General features: G+C 69.0%; 15 protein-coding genes. 11 read left to right on the forward strand and 4 right to left on the reverse strand.

The window, feature by feature from the left end; translation table 11 throughout:
• The first annotated feature begins 109 nt into the window (after positions 1-109).
• Together OG700_RS28505 and OG700_RS28510 are read left to right on the forward strand one after the other, a co-directional pair.
• On the forward strand, positions 110-1723 hold the full coding sequence (locus OG700_RS28505; RefSeq protein WP_405618436.1) for an MFS transporter: 1614 nt from the start codon (positions 110-112) through the stop codon (positions 1721-1723).
• Between the two features lie 194 nt (positions 1724-1917).
• Positions 1918-2304 (forward strand): peptidase inhibitor family I36 protein, encoded by a 387-nt coding sequence (locus tag OG700_RS28510; RefSeq protein WP_405618438.1) that lies wholly within the window; start codon positions 1918-1920, stop codon positions 2302-2304.
• A gap of 90 nt (positions 2305-2394) precedes the next feature.
• Here OG700_RS28510 and aceE read toward each other — a convergent pair whose 3' ends face one another.
• Positions 2395-5139, reverse strand: coding sequence for a pyruvate dehydrogenase (acetyl-transferring), homodimeric type (aceE, locus tag OG700_RS28515; RefSeq protein ID WP_405618440.1), 2745 nt, complete (start codon positions 5137-5139; stop codon positions 2395-2397).
• A 636-nt stretch (positions 5140-5775) separates the two neighbouring features.
• On the opposite strand from aceE, the gene OG700_RS28520 reads away from it, so the two are divergent.
• The 6 genes from OG700_RS28520 (at position 5776) to OG700_RS28545 (ending at position 10584) form a co-directional block, all read left to right on the forward strand.
• Positions 5776-6216: a DUF3052 domain-containing protein gene (locus OG700_RS28520; protein WP_405618442.1), complete on the forward strand. Its 441-nt coding sequence runs from the start codon at positions 5776-5778 to the stop codon at positions 6214-6216.
• A gap of 167 nt (positions 6217-6383) precedes the next feature.
• Positions 6384-6932, forward strand: coding sequence for a peroxiredoxin (locus OG700_RS28525; RefSeq protein ID WP_405618444.1), 549 nt, complete (start codon positions 6384-6386; stop codon positions 6930-6932).
• Between the two features lie 214 nt (positions 6933-7146).
• Entirely contained in the window at positions 7147-7722 is a 576-nt protein-coding gene (locus OG700_RS28530) for a TerD family protein (protein WP_405618446.1), read from the forward strand.
• Positions 7723-7933: 211 nt separating this feature from the next.
• Positions 7934-8509, forward strand: a complete 576-nt coding sequence (locus OG700_RS28535) for a TerD family protein (RefSeq protein WP_405618449.1) — start codon at positions 7934-7936, stop codon at positions 8507-8509.
• A gap of 50 nt (positions 8510-8559) precedes the next feature.
• Positions 8560-9693, forward strand: a complete 1134-nt coding sequence (locus tag OG700_RS28540; RefSeq protein WP_405618451.1) for a DUF475 domain-containing protein — start codon at positions 8560-8562, stop codon at positions 9691-9693.
• 153 nt (positions 9694-9846) lie between these two features.
• Positions 9847-10584: a Tellurium resistance gene (locus OG700_RS28545; protein WP_405618453.1), complete on the forward strand. Its 738-nt coding sequence runs from the start codon at positions 9847-9849 to the stop codon at positions 10582-10584.
• A 24-nt stretch (positions 10585-10608) separates the two neighbouring features.
• Here the strand turns inward: OG700_RS28545 and OG700_RS28550 are convergent, their stop codons facing one another.
• On the reverse strand, positions 10609-11523 hold the full coding sequence (locus tag OG700_RS28550) for a TerD family protein (protein WP_405618455.1): 915 nt from the start codon (positions 11521-11523) through the stop codon (positions 10609-10611).
• 188 nt (positions 11524-11711) lie between these two features.
• Here OG700_RS28550 and OG700_RS28555 point away from each other — a divergent pair, with 188 nt between their 5' ends.
• The 3 genes from OG700_RS28555 (at position 11712) to OG700_RS28565 (ending at position 16383) form a co-directional block, all read left to right on the forward strand.
• Complete coding sequence (locus OG700_RS28555) at positions 11712-12875, forward strand: HpcH/HpaI aldolase/citrate lyase family protein (protein ID WP_405618458.1); 1164 nt, start codon at positions 11712-11714, stop codon at positions 12873-12875.
• A gap of 74 nt (positions 12876-12949) precedes the next feature.
• Complete coding sequence (locus OG700_RS28560) at positions 12950-15529, forward strand: phosphoribosyltransferase (protein WP_405622040.1); 2580 nt, start codon at positions 12950-12952, stop codon at positions 15527-15529.
• Complete coding sequence (locus tag OG700_RS28565) at positions 15526-16383, forward strand: HAD family hydrolase (RefSeq protein ID WP_405618460.1); 858 nt, start codon at positions 15526-15528, stop codon at positions 16381-16383. The genes OG700_RS28560 and OG700_RS28565 overlap by 4 nt, the downstream gene beginning before the upstream one ends.
• On the opposite strand, the gene OG700_RS28570 is transcribed toward OG700_RS28565, so the two are convergent.
• Positions 16346-16978, reverse strand: coding sequence for a DedA family protein (locus OG700_RS28570; RefSeq protein ID WP_405618462.1), 633 nt, complete (start codon positions 16976-16978; stop codon positions 16346-16348). The genes OG700_RS28565 and OG700_RS28570 overlap by 38 nt on opposite strands.
• A 37-nt stretch (positions 16979-17015) precedes the next feature.
• A complete protein-coding gene (locus OG700_RS28575) occupies positions 17016-17243 on the reverse strand; it encodes a zinc ribbon domain-containing protein (RefSeq protein ID WP_405618465.1) in 228 nt (75 codons plus the stop codon).

Here is a 17243-nt window from a genome sequence, read left to right on the forward strand (position 1 = left end):
GCGTATTTCGTGTGCCTATGTCGGCTCGAAGTGAGATGTGAGCCACATGACAGTTACAGACAGGTGAAATGGTTTGTCAACTGTCAGACGCTGTCATTAGCCTCGCGACATGACTAGTCAGACTACCGTCGAACCGGCGCCGAACGATCCCAGGGACGCGGTTCCGGAAGCCCCCAAGGGGCTGCGCGGCCACCCTTGGCTGACGCTCTTCTCCGTCGCCATCGGCGTGATGATGGTCGCGCTCGACGGCACGATCGTCGCGATCGCCAACCCGGTGATCAAAGAAGACCTCGGTGCGACCTTCGCCCAGGTGCAGTGGATAACCAACGGCTATCTCCTCGCGCTCGCCGTCGCTCTCATCACCGCGGGCAAGCTCGGCGACCGCTTCGGCCACCGCCAGACCTTCCTCATCGGCATCGCCGGCTTCGCCGCGGCCTCCGCCATCATCGGCTTCTCCGACAGCGTCGGGTTCGTCGTCGCTTTCCGCGTGCTCCAGGGCGTCTTCGGCGCCCTGCTGATGCCGGCCGCCCTGGGCCTGCTGCGCGCCACCTTCCCGGCCGAGAAGCTGAACATGGCCATCGGTATCTGGGGCATGGTCATCGGCGCCTCCACCGCGGGCGGCCCGATCGTCGGCGGTCTGCTCGTCGAACACGTCAGCTGGCAGTCGGTGTTCTTCATCAACGTGCCCGTCGGCATCCTCGCCCTGATCCTCGGCCTGGTGATCCTCAAGGACCACCGCGCGGCGAACGCGCCCAAGTCCTTCGACGTCGTCGGGATCCTGCTGCTCTCGGCCGCGATGTTCTCGCTGATCTGGGCGATCATCAAGGCGGGCGAGTCCTGGGGCTGGACCTCGCTCGGCACCTGGGCGTTCCTGGGCGCGGCGGCCCTGTGCTTCGTCCTGTTCGCCGTCTGGGAGACGAAGGTCAAGGAACCCCTCGTACCGCTGAGCATGTTCCGGTCCGTCCCGCTCAGCGCCGGCGCGATCCTGATGGTGCTGATGGCCTTCGCCTTCATGGGCGGCCTGTTCTTCGTGACGTTCTACCTCCAGGGCGTACACGGGATGAGCCCCGTCGACAGCGGTCTGCACCTGCTGCCGCTGACCGCCATGATGATCGTCGCCTCGCCCGTCGCGGGCATGCTGATCACCAAGTTCGGACCACGCGTCCCGCTGGTCGGCGGCATGGTCGCCACCGCCGCCGCCATGTTCGGCATGTCCACCCTGTCGCCCGGGTCCGGCACGCTGGTGATGTCGGTCTGGTTCGCGCTGCTCGGCATGGGCCTGGCCCCGGTCATGGTCGGCGCCACCGAGGTCATCGTCGGCAACGCGCCGCTGGAGCTGTCCGGTGTCGCGGGTGGTCTCCAGCAGGCCGCGATGCAGGTCGGCGGCGCGCTCGGTACGGCGGTGCTCGGCGCCGTCATGTCCGCCAAGGTCAGCGCCGACCTTGAGGGCAACTGGCAGGACGCGGGCGTTCCGCTGCCACTGGACCCGAAGCTGGAGCAGGCCGCCGAGATCGGTGTCGCCCCGCCGGAGCTGGCCGAGGCGCCCGGCATGACGCCCGATGTCTTCGACAAGATCACCGGAGTCATGCAGGACACCTTCGTGTCCGGGATGAGCCTGGCGTTCCTGGTCGCCGGTGTGGTCGCGGTGATCGCGGCGTTCGTCGCCACCCGCACCAAGCGCGGCGACAACGCGGACGCGGCCGGGGGCGGCGTCCACATCTGACCCGACCAACATTCGGCGCGACGTGCGTCAACACAGCGCGATTCAGGACGACGGCCCCGCCCGGACACCCCGGCGGGGCCGTCGCCTGTTCGGGTGGAGTGAGGCAGGATCCTCTTCCCGTGGAGCGGGCCGCCGGGTCAGAGTGCCGACAACTGATCGGCACGACACGGGGGTTCACCATCATGCGTACGACCATGGCCACGACCACGCCCGCCACCCTGCTCACCGCGGCCGCCCTGGCCGCCGCCACGGTCCTGCTGCCGGCCGCGGCTCCGGCCGCCGACGCCGCCGCCGTACCACGCGGTGTGTGCGGACCGGGCGAACTCTGTCTGTGGGGGAAACCGGACTTCCGGGGCGCCCGCCAGACCCACGAACTGTTCCGCACCGAGATCCAGAACTGCGTCCCGCTGCCGCCCGGCACCGACGCCCAGTCCCTGGTCAACCGCATCGGACGGCCCGTCACCACCTACCAGTCGCACGAGTGCGAGGAGACCGGCGAGTTCGAGACGTACCCCGGCGACGGCACCTGGATCCCGCAGTCGCCCCACCGCGTACGGGCCTTCAAGGTCTGGGAGCGCTGAGCGGGGGTACGGGACGTACCCGGCCGGCTGCGGCACGGGCGGTGGCCGGCTCCGTACCCACGGAACCGGCCACCGCCCACCCACTGTTCGTTACGCGTCGCCGCCCGCGGCGCCCGGGTCGGCCGCCGCCACGTCCAGCAACTGGTAGCGGTCCACCGCCTGCTTCAGCACCGAGCGGTCCACCTTGCCCTCCCGGGCCAGCTCCGTGAGCACGCCGAGAGCGATCGACTCCGGATCGATGTGGAAGAACCGGCGGGCCGCGCCACGCGTGTCCGCGAAGCCGAAACCGTCCGCGCCCAGCGACTGGTACGTCCCCGGCACCCAGCGCGAGATCTGGTCCGGCACGGCGCGCATCCAGTCCGAGACCGCGACGAACGGGCCATCGGCGCCGGACAGTTTGCGCGTCACGTACGGCACGCGCTGCTCCTCCTCCGGGTGGAGCAGGTTGTGCCGCTCCACGTCGACGGCCTCCCTGCGCAGCTCGTTCCACGACGTCGCCGACCAGACATCGGCGCGCACGTCCCACTGCTCGGCGAGGATCCGCTGCGCCTCGACGGCCCACGGCACGGCCACGCCGGAGGCCATGATCTGCGCCGGGATGGCGCCCCGCTCGCCCTGCTTGTAGCGGTAGATGCCCTTGAGGATGCCCTCGACGTCCACGTTCTCGGGCTCGGCCGGGTGCTGGATCGGCTCGTTGTAGACCGTCAGGTAGTAGAAGACGTTCGGGTCCTCGCCCGGGTGCGGCTGCCCGTACATCCGGCGCAGCCCGTCCTGCATGATGTGCGCGATCTCGTAGCCGAACGCCGGGTCGTAGCTGACACAGCCCGGGTTGGTCGAGGCGAGCAACTGCGAGTGGCCGTCCGCGTGCTGAAGACCCTCACCGGTCAGAGTCGTACGACCGGCGGTCGCGCCCAGTACGAAACCACGCGCCAACTGGTCGGCCATCTGCCAGAACTGGTCGCCCGTCCGCTGGAAACCGAACATCGAGTAGAAGACATACACCGGGATCAGCGGCTCGCCGTGCGTCGCGTACGCCGAACCCGCCGCGATCAGCGACGCCGTACACCCCGCCTCCGAGATGCCGTCGTGCAGCATCTGCCCGGTCGGCGACTCCTTGTAGGCCAGCAGCAGTTCACGGTCGACCGACTCGTACTGCTGCCCCAGCGGGTTGTAGATCTTCGCGCTCGGGAAGAAAGCGTCCATACCGAACGTGCGGTACTCGTCGGGCGCGATCAGCACGAAACGCCTGCCGATCTCCTTGTCCCGCATGAGGTCCTTCAGCACCCGCACGAACGCCATGGTGGTGGCGATCGACTGCTGCCCCGACCCCTTCTTCGCCGCCGCGTACGTCTTGTCGCCGGGCAGCGCCAGCGCCTTCGACCGCACCACGCGGGTCGGCACATAACCGTCCAGGGACTTGCGGCGGTCGTGCATGTACTGGATCTCTTCCGAGTCCTTGCCCGGGTGGTAGTACGGCGGCTGCCCGTCCTCCAGCTCCCGGTCCGTGATCGGCAGATGCAGCCGGTCCCGGAAACCCTTCAGGTCGGCGACGGTCAGCTTCTTCATCTGGTGCGTCGCGTTACGGCCCTCGAAGTTCGGACCCAGCGTCCAGCCCTTCACGGTCTGCGCGAGGATCACCGTCGGCTGGCCCGTGTGCGCCTTCGCCGCCGCGTACGCCGCGTAAACCTTCTTGTGGTCGTGTCCGCCGCGCCCCAGATGCAGGATCTGCTCGTCCGTCATGGACTCGACCATGGCGCGCAGCCGCTGGTCGTCACCGAAGAAGTGCTCCCGGATGTACGCGCCCGTCTCCGTGGCGTACGTCTGGAACTGACCGTCCGGCGTGGTGTTCAGCCGGTTGACCAGCACACCGTCGCGGTCCTGCGCGAGCAGCGGGTCCCAGGAGCGGTCCCAGACCAGCTTGATGACATTCCAGCCGGCCCCGCGGAACTGCGACTCCAGCTCCTGGATGATCTTGCCGTTGCCGCGCACCGGGCCGTCGAGCCGCTGAAGGTTGCAGTTGACGACGAAGGTGAGATTGTCCAGACCCTCACGGGCCGCGATCGACAGCTGCCCCAGCGACTCCGGCTCGTCCATCTCGCCGTCGCCCAGATACGCCCACACATGCGACCGGGAGGTGTCGGCGATGCCGCGCGCCTCCATGTAGCGGTTCATCCGCGCCTGGTAGATCGCGCCGAGGGGACCGAGACCCATCGAGACGGTCGGGAACTCCCAGAAGTCCGGCATCAGCCGCGGATGCGGGTAGCTGGACAGCCCGTCCGGGGCCTTCGACTTCTCCTGGCGGAAGGCGTCGAGCTGCGCCTCGCTGAGCCGGTCGAGCAGGAAGGCGCGGGCGTAGATGCCCGGGGACGCGTGCCCCTGGAAGAAGATCTGGTCGCCGCCGTCACCGCCGTCCTTGCCCCGGAAGAAGTGGTTGAAGCCCACGTCGTACAGGGATGCGGAGGACGCGAAGGTGGCGATATGACCGCCGACGCCGATCCCGGGACGCTGCGCGCGGGAGACCATCACCGCGGCGTTCCAGCGGGTCGCGTTGAGGACCTTCCGCTCGATCTCCTCGTTGCCGGGGAAGAACGGCTCGTCCTTGGTGGCGATGGTGTTGACGTAGTCGGTGCTGCGCATCTCGGGCACGGCCACGCGCTTCTCGCGCGCCCGCTCGATCAGGCGGAGCATCAGATAGCGGGCGCGCTCACGCCCCCGTTCGTCGACGGCGGCATCGAGCGAGTCGAGCCACTCCTGGGTCTCCTCGGGATCAAAGTCCGGGACCTGGCTGGGAAGGCCGCCAATGATGATCGGGTTGCGATCGGATCCGGAAGCCACACTGTTCCTTCGCTGTTCGGGTCGTGTCGCACCCCGCATCCGGGCCGGGCCGGTCGTCCGACCGGTCACGTCGTCTCGCGGGGCGCGCCTGTGGGTCCTGCGGGTACTGCGGCTACTGCGGCTGGTGGTGGGACGGGGTGGTGGAACTTGCCTCTTCTGCCGCCAGGGAACAGGCACGGGGGGAGCGGGCCGTACGGCGTATCCATCGTGTACCGCGGCGACGTAAACGTCACCTCTACCGATGGGTAACCCTCACACCACGACGAATTCCGCGGGATTCCGTCCTCCGCTTGGTCGTCCGCCGTGTTCCGGGGCTGTGTCCGGGTCCGTGTTCCGGGTCCGGCCAAATCGCAATCTTACGCCCAAGGCGACTATGCGTTTCGTTCGACCGTTCGGACCCGATTGGCCTACCGAAGCCGCGTAGGATGACAAACGGGGAGGAAACTCCCGACGTCCATCGCGGCCGGTGTTACAGGGGTGTCAGGAGATGCGACGAAGCAGCCCGGAACATACCCGTTTCGGCGGTCTCGGCCGTCGGGTACTTGCGCGATCCGCCCGGCCCGTGTGGACTACGGCCAGCACCCCGCGTACGCGCGTGGCTGAAGCATTTTCCAAAACATGATCAGGAGGCAATCCGTGAGCGCGACCGCGGACCACGCGGAGGAACGAACCAACACGGCCGCGAGGCTTGGGTTCGAACCCGGACAGGTGGTCCAGGAGATCGGCTACGACGACGACGTCGAGCAGGAGCTCCGTGAGTCCATCGAGGCCGTCATCGGCCAGGAGCTCGTCGACGAGGAGTACGAGGACGTCGCCGACGCCGTCGTGCTGTGGTTCCGCGACGACGACGGCGACCTGACGGACGCGCTGGTGGACGCCATCGGTCTGATCGACGAAGGCGGGGCGGTCTGGCTGCTGACGCCCAAGACCGGCCGTGACAACTACGTCGAGCCCAGCGACATCAACGAGGCCGCCCAGACCGCCGGCCTGGCGCAGACCAAGAGCATCAACGCCGGCAAGGACTGGACGGGCAGCCGGCTGGTCACGCCCAAGGTGGCGACGAAGTCCAAGCGCTGAGAACGGGCGCCGCATCCGAGCGCGAGAGCCGAAGCGGCAGCCTGGCAGACATGCCTCGCAAGCCTCGCACGCACTGACGGCCCCCGCCGGCATCCGCCGCCGGGGGCCGCCCTTGCGCAGGGTCGTGCACAGGTCGGTGAGGGCCGGAGACAAGGGGGCTGACACGGATGACGGAGACAACCACGGGGGCAACGGGGACACCCACGGGGGCGACCACCGGGACGACCAGCGGAACGGCGCGGACAGGCGTCGCGCCCGGCACCGAGGCGCCCGACTTCACCCTGAAGGACAACCACGGGCGCACCGTACGCCTCTCCGAGCTGCGCGCAGGCCCCGAGGGCGACGGCCGGAACGTGGTGCTGCTCTTCTTCCCGTTCGCCTTCACCGGCGTGTGCACCGGCGAGCTGCACGCACTGCGCGACGAACTGCCCGCCTTCGTCAACGACGACACCCAGCTGCTCGCCGTCTCCACCGACTCCATCCACACTCTGCGGGTCTTCGCCGAGCAGGAGGGGCTGGAGTACCCCCTGCTGTCGGACTTCTGGCCGCACGGGCGGACCGCACGGGCGTACGGGATCTTCGACGAGGACAAGGGCTGCGCGCTGCGCGGCACCTTCATCATCGACAAGGCGGGCGTGGTGCGCTGGTCGGTCGTCAACGGGCTGCCGGACGCCCGCGACCTCGATGACTACGTCAAGGCCCTCGCCGCACTATGACGACAACTCGCCACTCCTGATTGCCGTCTCTCGCGAAAGGCCATGTGAGGGCGGGGTTGTCCCGGTAAACCGCACAAGGGGCGGGAACCGGCCACTACGATTCGATCGTTGATCCGATGCACATTGCACCAGGGGGCGCGACGCGCGGCGACGACGGCCGAAGTGGCCGGCGCCGAGGCCGCCCGCCCCTGTGAAACTCATCAAGGGAGGACTCGTGGGAGTCAGCCTCAGCAAGGGCGGCAACGTCTCGCTGACCAAGGCCGCGCCCAACCTGACCGCGGTCACCGTGGGTCTGGGCTGGGACGTCCGTACGACCACCGGTAACGACTTCGACCTCGACGCCAGCGCCCTGCTGACGAACGCCGAGGGCAAGGTCACCGGAGACGGAAACTTCGTCTTCTTCAACAACCTCAAGAGCCCCGACGGCTCCGTGGAGCACACCGGCGACAACACCACCGGTGAGGGCGAGGGCGACGACGAGGCGATCAAGGTCAATCTCGCCGCCGTCCCCGCCGACGTCGACAAGATCGTGTTCCCGGTCTCGATCTACGAGGCCGAGAACCGCCAGCAGTCCTTCGGCCAGGTGCGCAACGCGTTCATCCGCGTCGTCAACCAGGCCGACAACAACGAACTGGCGCGGTACGACCTGACGGAGGACGCGTCGACGGAGACCGCGATGGTCTTCGGCGAGCTTTACCGAAATGGCGCCGAGTGGAAGTTCCGCGCCATCGGACAGGGGTATGCCTCTGGCCTGCGTGGCATCGCGCAGGACTTCGGCGTCAACGTCTGAGCCCGCTGGTCCGTCCGTCCGGCGCCGCACCTCCCAGTGCGGCGCCGGACGCGCCTCACCGTGCGGGTTCCGACCTGTACGAGCGGCACGCACCACGTACGACAAGCACTACGCACCCGCACCACGCACCCGCACAACGCACCACGCACCACGAGCACGGCGTCAGGCGCGCCGGGCCCGGCACCACATCACCCGGGGAGGACTCACCATCATGGTCGTCACACTCGCCAAGGGGGGCAATGTCTCCCTCTCCAAGGCCGCACCGAACCTCACCCAGGTGTTGATCGGTCTCGGCTGGGACGCGCGCTCCACCACCGGAGCGCCGTTCGACCTCGACGCCAGCGCACTGCTCTGTCAGTCGGGGCGCGTGCTCGGTGACGAGTGGTTCATCTTCTACAACAACCTCACCAGCCCCGACGGTTCGGTCGAGCACACGGGCGACAACCTGACGGGTGAGGGCGACGGCGACGACGAGTCCCTGCTGGTCAACCTTCCCATCGTGCCCGCGCATGTCGACAAGATCATCTTTCCGGTGTCGATCCATGACGCCGACGCCCGCGGCCAGACCTTCGGCCAGGTGAGCAACGCGTTCATCCGCGTCGTCAACCAGGCTGACGGTCAGGAACTCGCCCGCTACGACCTGACGGAGGACGCGTCGACGGAGACCGCGATGATCTTCGGCGAGCTCTACCGCTACGGCGGTGAGTGGAAGTTCAGGGCCGTGGGGCAGGGGTACGCGTCGGGACTGCGTGGTATCGCTCTAGACTTCGGGGTCAACGTTTCGTAAAGCAGTGCTCTGCGCGGGGCAAGACCCGTTAACACCAGATGGGATAGTCAGTGATCCTGAGAACCTTCGGCTGGTCGTTCGCCGTCACGGCGGCCGGCCTTGCCTTCGCGGCCTGGCAGTGGGGGTGGGAGGCGTTCGGGATCGTACTGATCCTGTCGATCCTTGAGATCTCGCTGTCCTTCGACAACGCCGTTGTCAATGCCGGGATTTTGAAGAAGATGAATGCCTTCTGGCAGAAGATCTTCCTCACCATCGGCATCCTGATCGCCGTGTTCGGTATGCGGCTGGTGTTCCCCATCGCCATCGTGGCGATCAGCGCCAAGGTCGGTCCCATCGAGGCCGTTCAGCTGGCGATGGACAAGCCCGAACAGTACGAGGCACTCGTCACCGACGCGCACCCGTCGATCGCCGCCTTCGGTGGCATGTTCCTGTTGATGATCTTCCTGGACTTCATCTTCGAAGACCGTGACATCAAGTGGCTCGGCTGGCTGGAGCGCCCGCTGTCCAAGCTCGGCAAGGTCGACATGCTGTCGGCCTGCGTCGCGCTGATCGTCCTGCTCGTCACGGCCATGACGTTCGCCACCAACGCGCACACCAGCACCGGGTACGAGGACAAGTCCGCCACCGTACTGCTCTCCGGCGTCGCCGGTCTGATCACCTACCTCGTCGTCAACGGGCTCTCCAGCTTCTTCGAGAACAAGATCGAAGAGGAAGAGGAGCGCGAACACGAGGAGGAGGAGAAGGCCAAGGCCGAAGGCAAGCAGGTCTCGGCCGTGGGCCTCGCAGGCAAGGCCGCTTTCTTCCTCTTCCTCTACCTCGAAGTCCTGGACGCGTCCTTCTCCTTCGACGGCGTGATCGGCGCGTTCGCCATCACGAACCACATCTTCTGGATGGCGCTCGGCCTCGGTATCGGTGCGATGTACGTCAGGTCGCTCACCGTCTACCTGGTCCGCGAGGGCACCCTCGACGACTACGTCTACCTGGAGCACGGCGCGCACTACGCGATCGGCGCGCTCGCCGTCCTCCTGCTCATCACCATCGAGCACGGGATCAGCGAGTTCATCACCGGCCTCATCGGTGTGGTGCTGATCGGTGCCTCCTTCTGGTCATCTGTGCTCCGCAACAAGCGAGTTGCGGCCGAAGGCGGCGGGGATTCGGACGACAAGACGAAAGTCCACGCCTGAGTCCGCCTCCGGGGTGTGACCGGACGGGAATAGCGGGAACGCTCTGAGCGGGGCGGTCTGAGGCGGAAGCCTTCTGGCCGCCCCGCTGTTCACGTTCTGTACGGCGTCCCCTAGGGCGTCCGACAAGTGGGAAATGGTGGGGGTGGGGCGGGGATGGCCTTCTGGGACAATCTGTGGCGAGGCAACGCATCACAATTCGATTCGGGCAACTCCTCGACGAACTCGATCGAACTGACCAAGCGCAATCCGGCGGTCTCACTCACCAAGCAGGGCGCCGCCACCGGGAACCTGCGGGTCAACCTGTCGTGGCGGATGCGTACTTCGGACATCGAGGGACGGTCGAAGCGGAGCGGCGGACTGCTGCGGCACCCCTTCAAGCTCTTCAAGCCCGACGTGGTTCAGGCGCACACCCTGGGCGTGGTCAACGTCGACCTCGACATCGGGTGCATGTACGAACTGGCAGACGGCAGCAAGGGTGTTGTGCAGCCGCTGGGCGGCTTCTTCGGCAGCCTGAACGAGGCGCCGTACGTCAAACTCAGCGGCGACGACCGCTTCGGCGCTCCCTCCGGCGAGACGATATTCATCAACCTCGACCACCGGGAAGAGATCAAACGGCTGCTCGTCTTCGTCTACATCTACGACCGCACCCCTGCCTTCGACCGGACGCACGCCAACGTCACGCTCTACCCGAGCAACGGGCCGCGTGTCGAGATCGAACTGGACGAGCGGGCCCCGCAGGCCCGGTCGTGCGCGGTGTTCTCGATGGAGACCGTCAAGGGCGAGCTGGTGGTGCGTCGCGAGGTGAAGTTCGTGTACGGCTTCCAGGCGGAACTCGACCGGCTGTACGGGTGGGGTCTCCAGTGGGGGCGGGGCTACAAGACGAAGACCTGAGCGGGCGGCGAGCGGGAGGCCCACCTACGGCCGGACGAACTGGGGCCCCATCGGCGGGAGCCGGAAATTGGGGTCCGGCGCGTGGGCCGCCGCCGCGGCCGGCTGCGGATAGCCGTACGCCGGAGCCCCCTGCGGTACCGGCGGCGCCAGTGGTGGCTGAGGCCCCGCACCGGGGGCGGGCGCGTGCGGATAGCCGTAGCCGGGCTGCGCCGACGCGGGCTGCGGATACCCGTAGGCGGGCTGGGCCGGGAAATGCGGCTGCTGCGTGGGCTGCGTGGGCGGTGCCAGGGGCACCTGGGGCGCTTGGGGCGCGCCGTGCGCCGGATCCGGCCGGCCGGGAAGCAGGGCGGTCGCCCCCTCCGCGCCCGGTGCCCCGGCGGCCCCTTCCGTCTCGTCGACCGAGATGCCGAAGGCCGTCGCCAGCCCGATCAGACCGGTCGGATACCCCTGGCCCACGGCCCGGAACTTCCAGTGGTTCCCACGCCGGTACAGCTCACCGCAGATGATCGCGGTCTCCTCGCCGGTCTCCGGGCGTACATCGAAGACGGCCAGCGGGTCGCCGTCGGCCTGGCCCGCGTCGTACAGCAGGACCCGCAGGTCGTGCACGTACTGGAAACTCGCCCCGTCCGACGACGCCGCGAGGACCACCTGGTCGACGCTCGGGTCGAGGGCGGCGAGATCGGCCTCGACGGTGTCGGTCAGCCCTTCGGCCACCTGTTTCTTCGGTAGCCGCCTGACCAGGCCCGACGGGTGACGTGGCTGGTTGTAGAAGACGAAGTCCTCGTCGGAGCGCACACGTCCCTCGGGGCCCAGCAGGAGCGCCGACGCGTCCACGTCGGGCACCCCGGGACCCGGGGTCCAGCGCAGCACGGCCCTTACGGCCATGGCGTCGAGGGGGACGTTCGAGCCCTTCACCATCGCGTGCGTCATGCCGGTCATCCTGCCTTCCCGCAGGCCGCGCGGACAACGTGGGGGCATGGTGGAGGGAGGGGGCGCGGCTGAGACAGGGGCGAGAAGTGGACGAGTTACCTGAAATTCATCCGCGTGTGGAACTCTTGGCTCCCGTCCATACGTACTATTACCGGCCACATGTCAACGCGACCACCGTGGCAGTACGGGGGATGTAAATGCGTCACTTCGGGCATATTCCGCCCACTGCCCGCCAGGGGTTGTTCCACCAGGAGCCCGGCGAGTTCACCGCGGCGTCCCCGGCCCGCATGCTGTCGGCGGCCCTCGGAGCCACCCTCTACAGCCCCGCGACCAGGTCGCGGCTGGCGGAGGACGTGGTCAAGCTGGCCGGTCGGGGCGTCGTGTCGATGGTGCTGTGCCTGGAGGACTCCATCGACGACTCCGAGGTCGAGTGGGCCGAGGGGAACCTGATCCGGCAGTTCTCCGACCTCGACCGGCGTGGCGTGGAGCTGCCGCTGCTGTTCGTCCGGGTCCGCGAACCGGACCAGATACCCGACCTCGTACGCCGGCTCGGCCCCGCAGCGCACATCCTGTCCGGATTCGTACTTCCGAAATTCACCGAGGAGCGGGGAGTCCCCTTCCTCGAAGCACTGATTTCAGCCGAACATGAGAGCGGGCAGCGGCTCTTCGCCATGCCCGTACTCGAATCGCCCGAACTGCTCCACCTGGAGACCCGGGCCGAGACCCTCACCGGCATCGCCCGCACCGTCGACAAGTACCGGGAGCGGATCCTGGCGCTGCGGCTCGGCGTCACCGACTTCTGCTCCGCGTACGGGCTCCGCCGCTCGCCCGATATGACCGCGTACGACGTACGCATCGTCGCAGCCGTCATCGCCGACGTGGTGAACGTCCTCGGCCGCGCAGACGGCACCGGCTTCACGATCACCGGCCCCGTGTGGGAGTACTTCCGACTCCACGAGCGGATGTTCAAACCGCAGCTGCGCCGCAGCCCCTTCCTCGAAGGACGGGCCGAGGAACTGCGCACCGCGCTCATCGAGCACGACCTCGACGGACTGCTGCGCGAGATCCAGCTCGACCAGACCAACGGACTGGTGGGCAAGACCTGCATCCATCCCTCGCACGTCATGCCCGTGCACGCGCTGTCGGTCGTCAGTCACGAGGAGTTCAGTGACGCCCAGGACATCCTGCGGCCGGAACGGGGCGGGGGAGGCGTGCTGCGCTCCGCGTACACGAACAAGATGAACGAGGTGAAGCCCCACCGCGCCTGGGCCGAACGCACCATGCAGCGCGCCGAGGTCTTCGGTGTCGCCAGGGAGGACATCGGCTTCGTGGAGCTGCTTGCCGCCGGGCTGGGGGAGTGAGCGGGATCGGCACGGCAATCGGCACGGCAATCGGCAGGGCAGCCGCAAGGACAGCCGCAAGGGCAGAGGAGAACATCACCGTGGTGTGGTCGGGGTCATGGGTCGCCGAACGGCTGGGCGTACAGCTCGTCGGCGGGGACGAACTGCGCGAGCTGCTGGGCCTGGCCCTGCGCCGCAACCCCAAGCGCGCCCACCTCCTCGTCTCGAACGTCCTCGGCAAACACGTCCCGCAGCGCCCCTCCGTCGTCCACGGCGCCGGCGTCGCCCTCGGCGAACGCGTACGGGACCTGCTGGGCGACGCCGTCGAGCGGACCGTGATCCTCGGCTACGCGGAGACCGCGACCGGCCTCGGCCACTCGGTGGCCGACGGCGTGGCCCGCGCCCCGTACCTGCACTCCACCCGCCGTCCGGTGCCCGGTGTCGCCACCGCGGGCGGCTTCGAGGAGTCCCACTCGCACGCCAGCTCGCATCTGCTGCTCCCCGAGGACCCGGAGCTGCTGGCGGGGGACGGTCCGCTGGTCCTGGTGGACGACGAGTTCTCCACGGGAAACACCGTCCTCAACACCATCCGCTCCCTGCACACCCGCTACCCGCGCCGGTGGTACGTGATCGTGGCCCTCGTCGACATGCGCTCCGCCGCCGACCGGGGCCGGCTCGCGGAGTTCGCCAAGGACGTCGGCGCCCGCGTCGACCTGGTGGCGATGGCCTCGGGCACGGTCACCCTCCCGGAGGGCGTCCTGGCACGCGGCCAGGCGCTGGTCGCGCAGTACGACGGTGACACGGGGACGGGCGCGGGCACAGAAGCAGACGCGGACGCGGACGCGGACGTAAGCGAAGGCGAAGGTGAAGGCGTACGCTCACCGGACACCGTGGGCGGCGACATCGTGCGCGTACGGCTCGGCTGGCCCGAGGGGCTGCCCGACGGTGGGCGGCACGGCTTCACGCCCGCCCACCGCGCCCGCCTGGAGTCCGCCGTCCCCGGCATGGCCGCCGCGCTCGCCCAGGGGATCGGCGACGCCCGGCGCGTACTCGTCCTCGGCTTCGAGGAGCTGATGTACGCGCCCCTGCGCCTCGCCCTGGAGCTGGAGCGGTCCGATCCCGGCATCGACGTCCGCTACTCGACCACGACCCGCTCGCCCGTCCTCGCCGTGGACGACCCCGGCTACGCGATACGCAGCCGGCTCGTCTTCCCGGCCCACGACACCGCGGCCTTCCCGGCCGGCGACGGCACCGGCGACGGCGACCGGTACGCCTACAACGTCGCCGGTGGCGGCTTCGACGCCGTCGTCGCGGTCGTGGACTCCCTGGCGGACTCCCCGGAGCTGCACGCCCCCGGCGGCCTGCTCGCACAGCTCGCCGCCCATGTCCCGCGCGTCGTGCTCGCCGTCGTCCCCGCGTACCTCCCCGTCCCTGTTCCCGCCCCCGTGCGCGCCCCCGCTCCCTCGCACCTCCCCGACCGGCAGGACCCCGCCATGCTGCCCGCCCCCCTCCGTGGCCCCGCCTTCTCCTCGTACGCCGCCGACGACGTCGGCTGGCTCCTCCAGGACCTGTCCGACGTGGAACTCGAAGCCCCGACCGAAGAGCGCGAGGAAGCGATCCAGAGCGGCGGCGCCCACTACGCGGAGTCACTGCCCGTCGAGTACCAGCCGAGCGCCGAGTACCAGGAACTCTTCCGGTCCGCCCTCGCTGTCTCCGCCGCCCGGATCGCCCGCGCCGTCGGCACCGTCACCGAGACCGTGCTGGCCGAGCACCCCCGGCGCTACGCCGATCCCACCTCGCGCGAAGCCACCGGGGCCCGGCCCGTCCTGGTCTCACTCGCCCGGGCCGGCACACCGGTCGGTGTCCTGATGCGCCGCTGGGCCCAGTACCGGCACGGCCTGGATCTGCCGCACTACGCCATCTCCATCGTGCGCGGCCGTGGCATCGACACCAACGCCATCCGCTGGCTCGCCGCCCACCACAACCCCGCCGACATCGTCTTCGTCGACGGCTGGACCGGCAAGGGCGCCATCACCCGCGAACTGGCCGACGCACTGGCCGAGTTCGAAGACTTCCACCCCGAGATCGCGGTCCTCGCCGACCCCGGCGGCTGTGTACGGACCTACGGCACCCGAGAGGACTTCCTCATCCCTTCCGCCTGCCTGAACTCCACCGTCTCCGGACTCATCTCCCGCACCGTCCTGCGCGCCGATCTCGTCGGCCCCGACGACTTCCACGGCGCGAAGCACTACCGAGAACTCGCCGACGCCGATGTGTCCGGCTACTTCCTGGACACCGTGGCCGCCCCTTTCGGCGAGGTCACGGACGCGGTGGACACCGAGGTCAAGGAGCTCCTCGCCACCGACCGCGCACCCACCTGGGAAGGCTGGGCCGCCGTCGAGCGGATCAGCGAGGAGTACGGCATCCACGACGTGAACCTCGTCAAGCCCGGCGTCGGCGAGACCACCCGCGTCCTGCTGCGCCGCGTCCCCTGGAAGATCCTCGCCAAACGCGGCGCGGGAGCCGACCTCGACCATGTCCGGCTGCTCGCCCGGCAGCGCGGCGTACCCGTCGAAGAGGTCGACCAACTTCCCTACACCTGCGTCGGGTTGATCCACCCCCGCTACACCCGCGGCGCCACGGGCGCGGACGGCACGGCGGTGGCCGCCTCGTGAACACGCCCCATCCCACGACCAGCCAGGCCCCGGCGCCGGCCCTGGTCGCCAGCGACCTCGACCGCACCCTCATCTATTCGTCGGCGGCCCTCCAACTCGCCATGCCCGACGCCGCGGCGCCCCGGCTGCTCTGTGTCGAGGTCTACGAGAGCAAGCCCCTGTCGTATCTGACGGAGACCGCCGCCGGGCTGCTCGGAGACCTCGCCGGCGCCACCGTCTTCGTCCCCACCACGACCCGCACCCGCGAGCAGTACTTCCGTATCCATCTGCCGGGCCCCGCCCCCCGGTTCGCGATCTGCGCCAACGGTGGCCATCTCCTTGTCGACGGCGAGTCCGACCCCGCGTGGCACACCGGGGTGCGGGACCGCCTCGCTGCGAGCTGCGCCCCCCTGACGGAAATCAGGGAACACCTGCTCGCCGCGGCCGACCCCGCCTGGCTGCTCAAGGAGCGGATCGCCGAAGACCTTTTCGCGTATCTCGTGGTCGACCGCGCGCTACTGCCCGAAGGCTGGGTGAAGGAACTCTCCGAGTGGGCCGACGGCCGAGGCTGGACGGTCTCCCTCCAGGGCCGGAAGATCTACGCCGTACCCCGCCCGCTGACCAAGAGCGCCGCCGTACGCGAGGTCGCCCGCCGGACCGGCGCCGAACTGACCCTCGCCGCCGGGGACTCGCTCCTCGACGCCGATCTGCTGCTGGCCGCCGACCGCGGCTGGCGGCCCGGCCACGGCGAGTTGGCCGACACCGGCTGGAGCGCCCCGCACGTGGAGACAGTGACCGAGACCGGCGTGGCCGCCGGGGAGGAGATCCTGCGGCGGCTCACTCGCGCCGCTGCCGCCGCTCGTTGCGGGACTTGACGACCCGCCGGACGACGAGGGCCAGGAGCGCGAGCAGCGCGACGCCCAGGACCACCCTCGAATACGTCGAGACATAGCTGCTCACCTCCTTCCAGTTCTCGCCGAGCGCGTAGCCGGCCAAGACGAACGCGGTGTTCCAGATCGCGCTCCCGAGCGTGGTCAGACAGAGGAAGAGAGGCAGCGGCATCCTCTCGACGCCCGCGGGCACGGAGACCAGGCTGCGGAACACGGGGATCATCCGGCCGAAGAAGACAGCCTTCGCGCCATGCCGGCGGAACCAGTCCTCGGTCCTCTCTATGTCGCTCGCCTTCACCAGCGGCACCTTGGCCGCGAGCGCGATGGTCCGCTCCCGGCCGAGCCACGCCCCCAACCCGTACAGGGCGAGCGCGCCCACGACCGAGCCCGCGGTCGTCCACAGCAGCGCGGCGATCAGATTCATCTTGCCGGTGCTGGCCGCGAAGCCCGCGAGCGGCAGGATCACCTCGCTGGGCAGGGGAGGGAACAGATTCTCCAGCGCGATGGCTATGCCCGCGCCCGGCGCCCCGAGCGTGTCCATCAGCGTGTTGACCCATTGCTGTGGGCTGCTTGCGATCATGACTCCCACGCTAGGCCCTGTTCAGCAATGGCGGTTCCTAGGAGCAGCAGCCCCCGCCGCAGCAGCCGCCTCCGCCGCCGGGCGAGGGGGCGGAGGCGGCGGCCGGTGAGCCCTTCGCCGAGCCGCCCACGGCGACCGTGGACAGCAGCTTCACGGTGTCCTGGTGGCCGGCGGGGCAGGTGGCCGACGCCGATGACTCGGCCATGGGACGGCTGAGTTCGAAGGTGGTGTCGCAGGGGCGGCAGCGGTACTCGTAGCGAGGCAT

The sequence above is a fragment of the Streptomyces sp. NBC_01508 genome, from assembly GCF_045040315.1.
Lineage (GTDB): Bacteria > Actinomycetota > Actinomycetes > Streptomycetales > Streptomycetaceae > Streptomyces.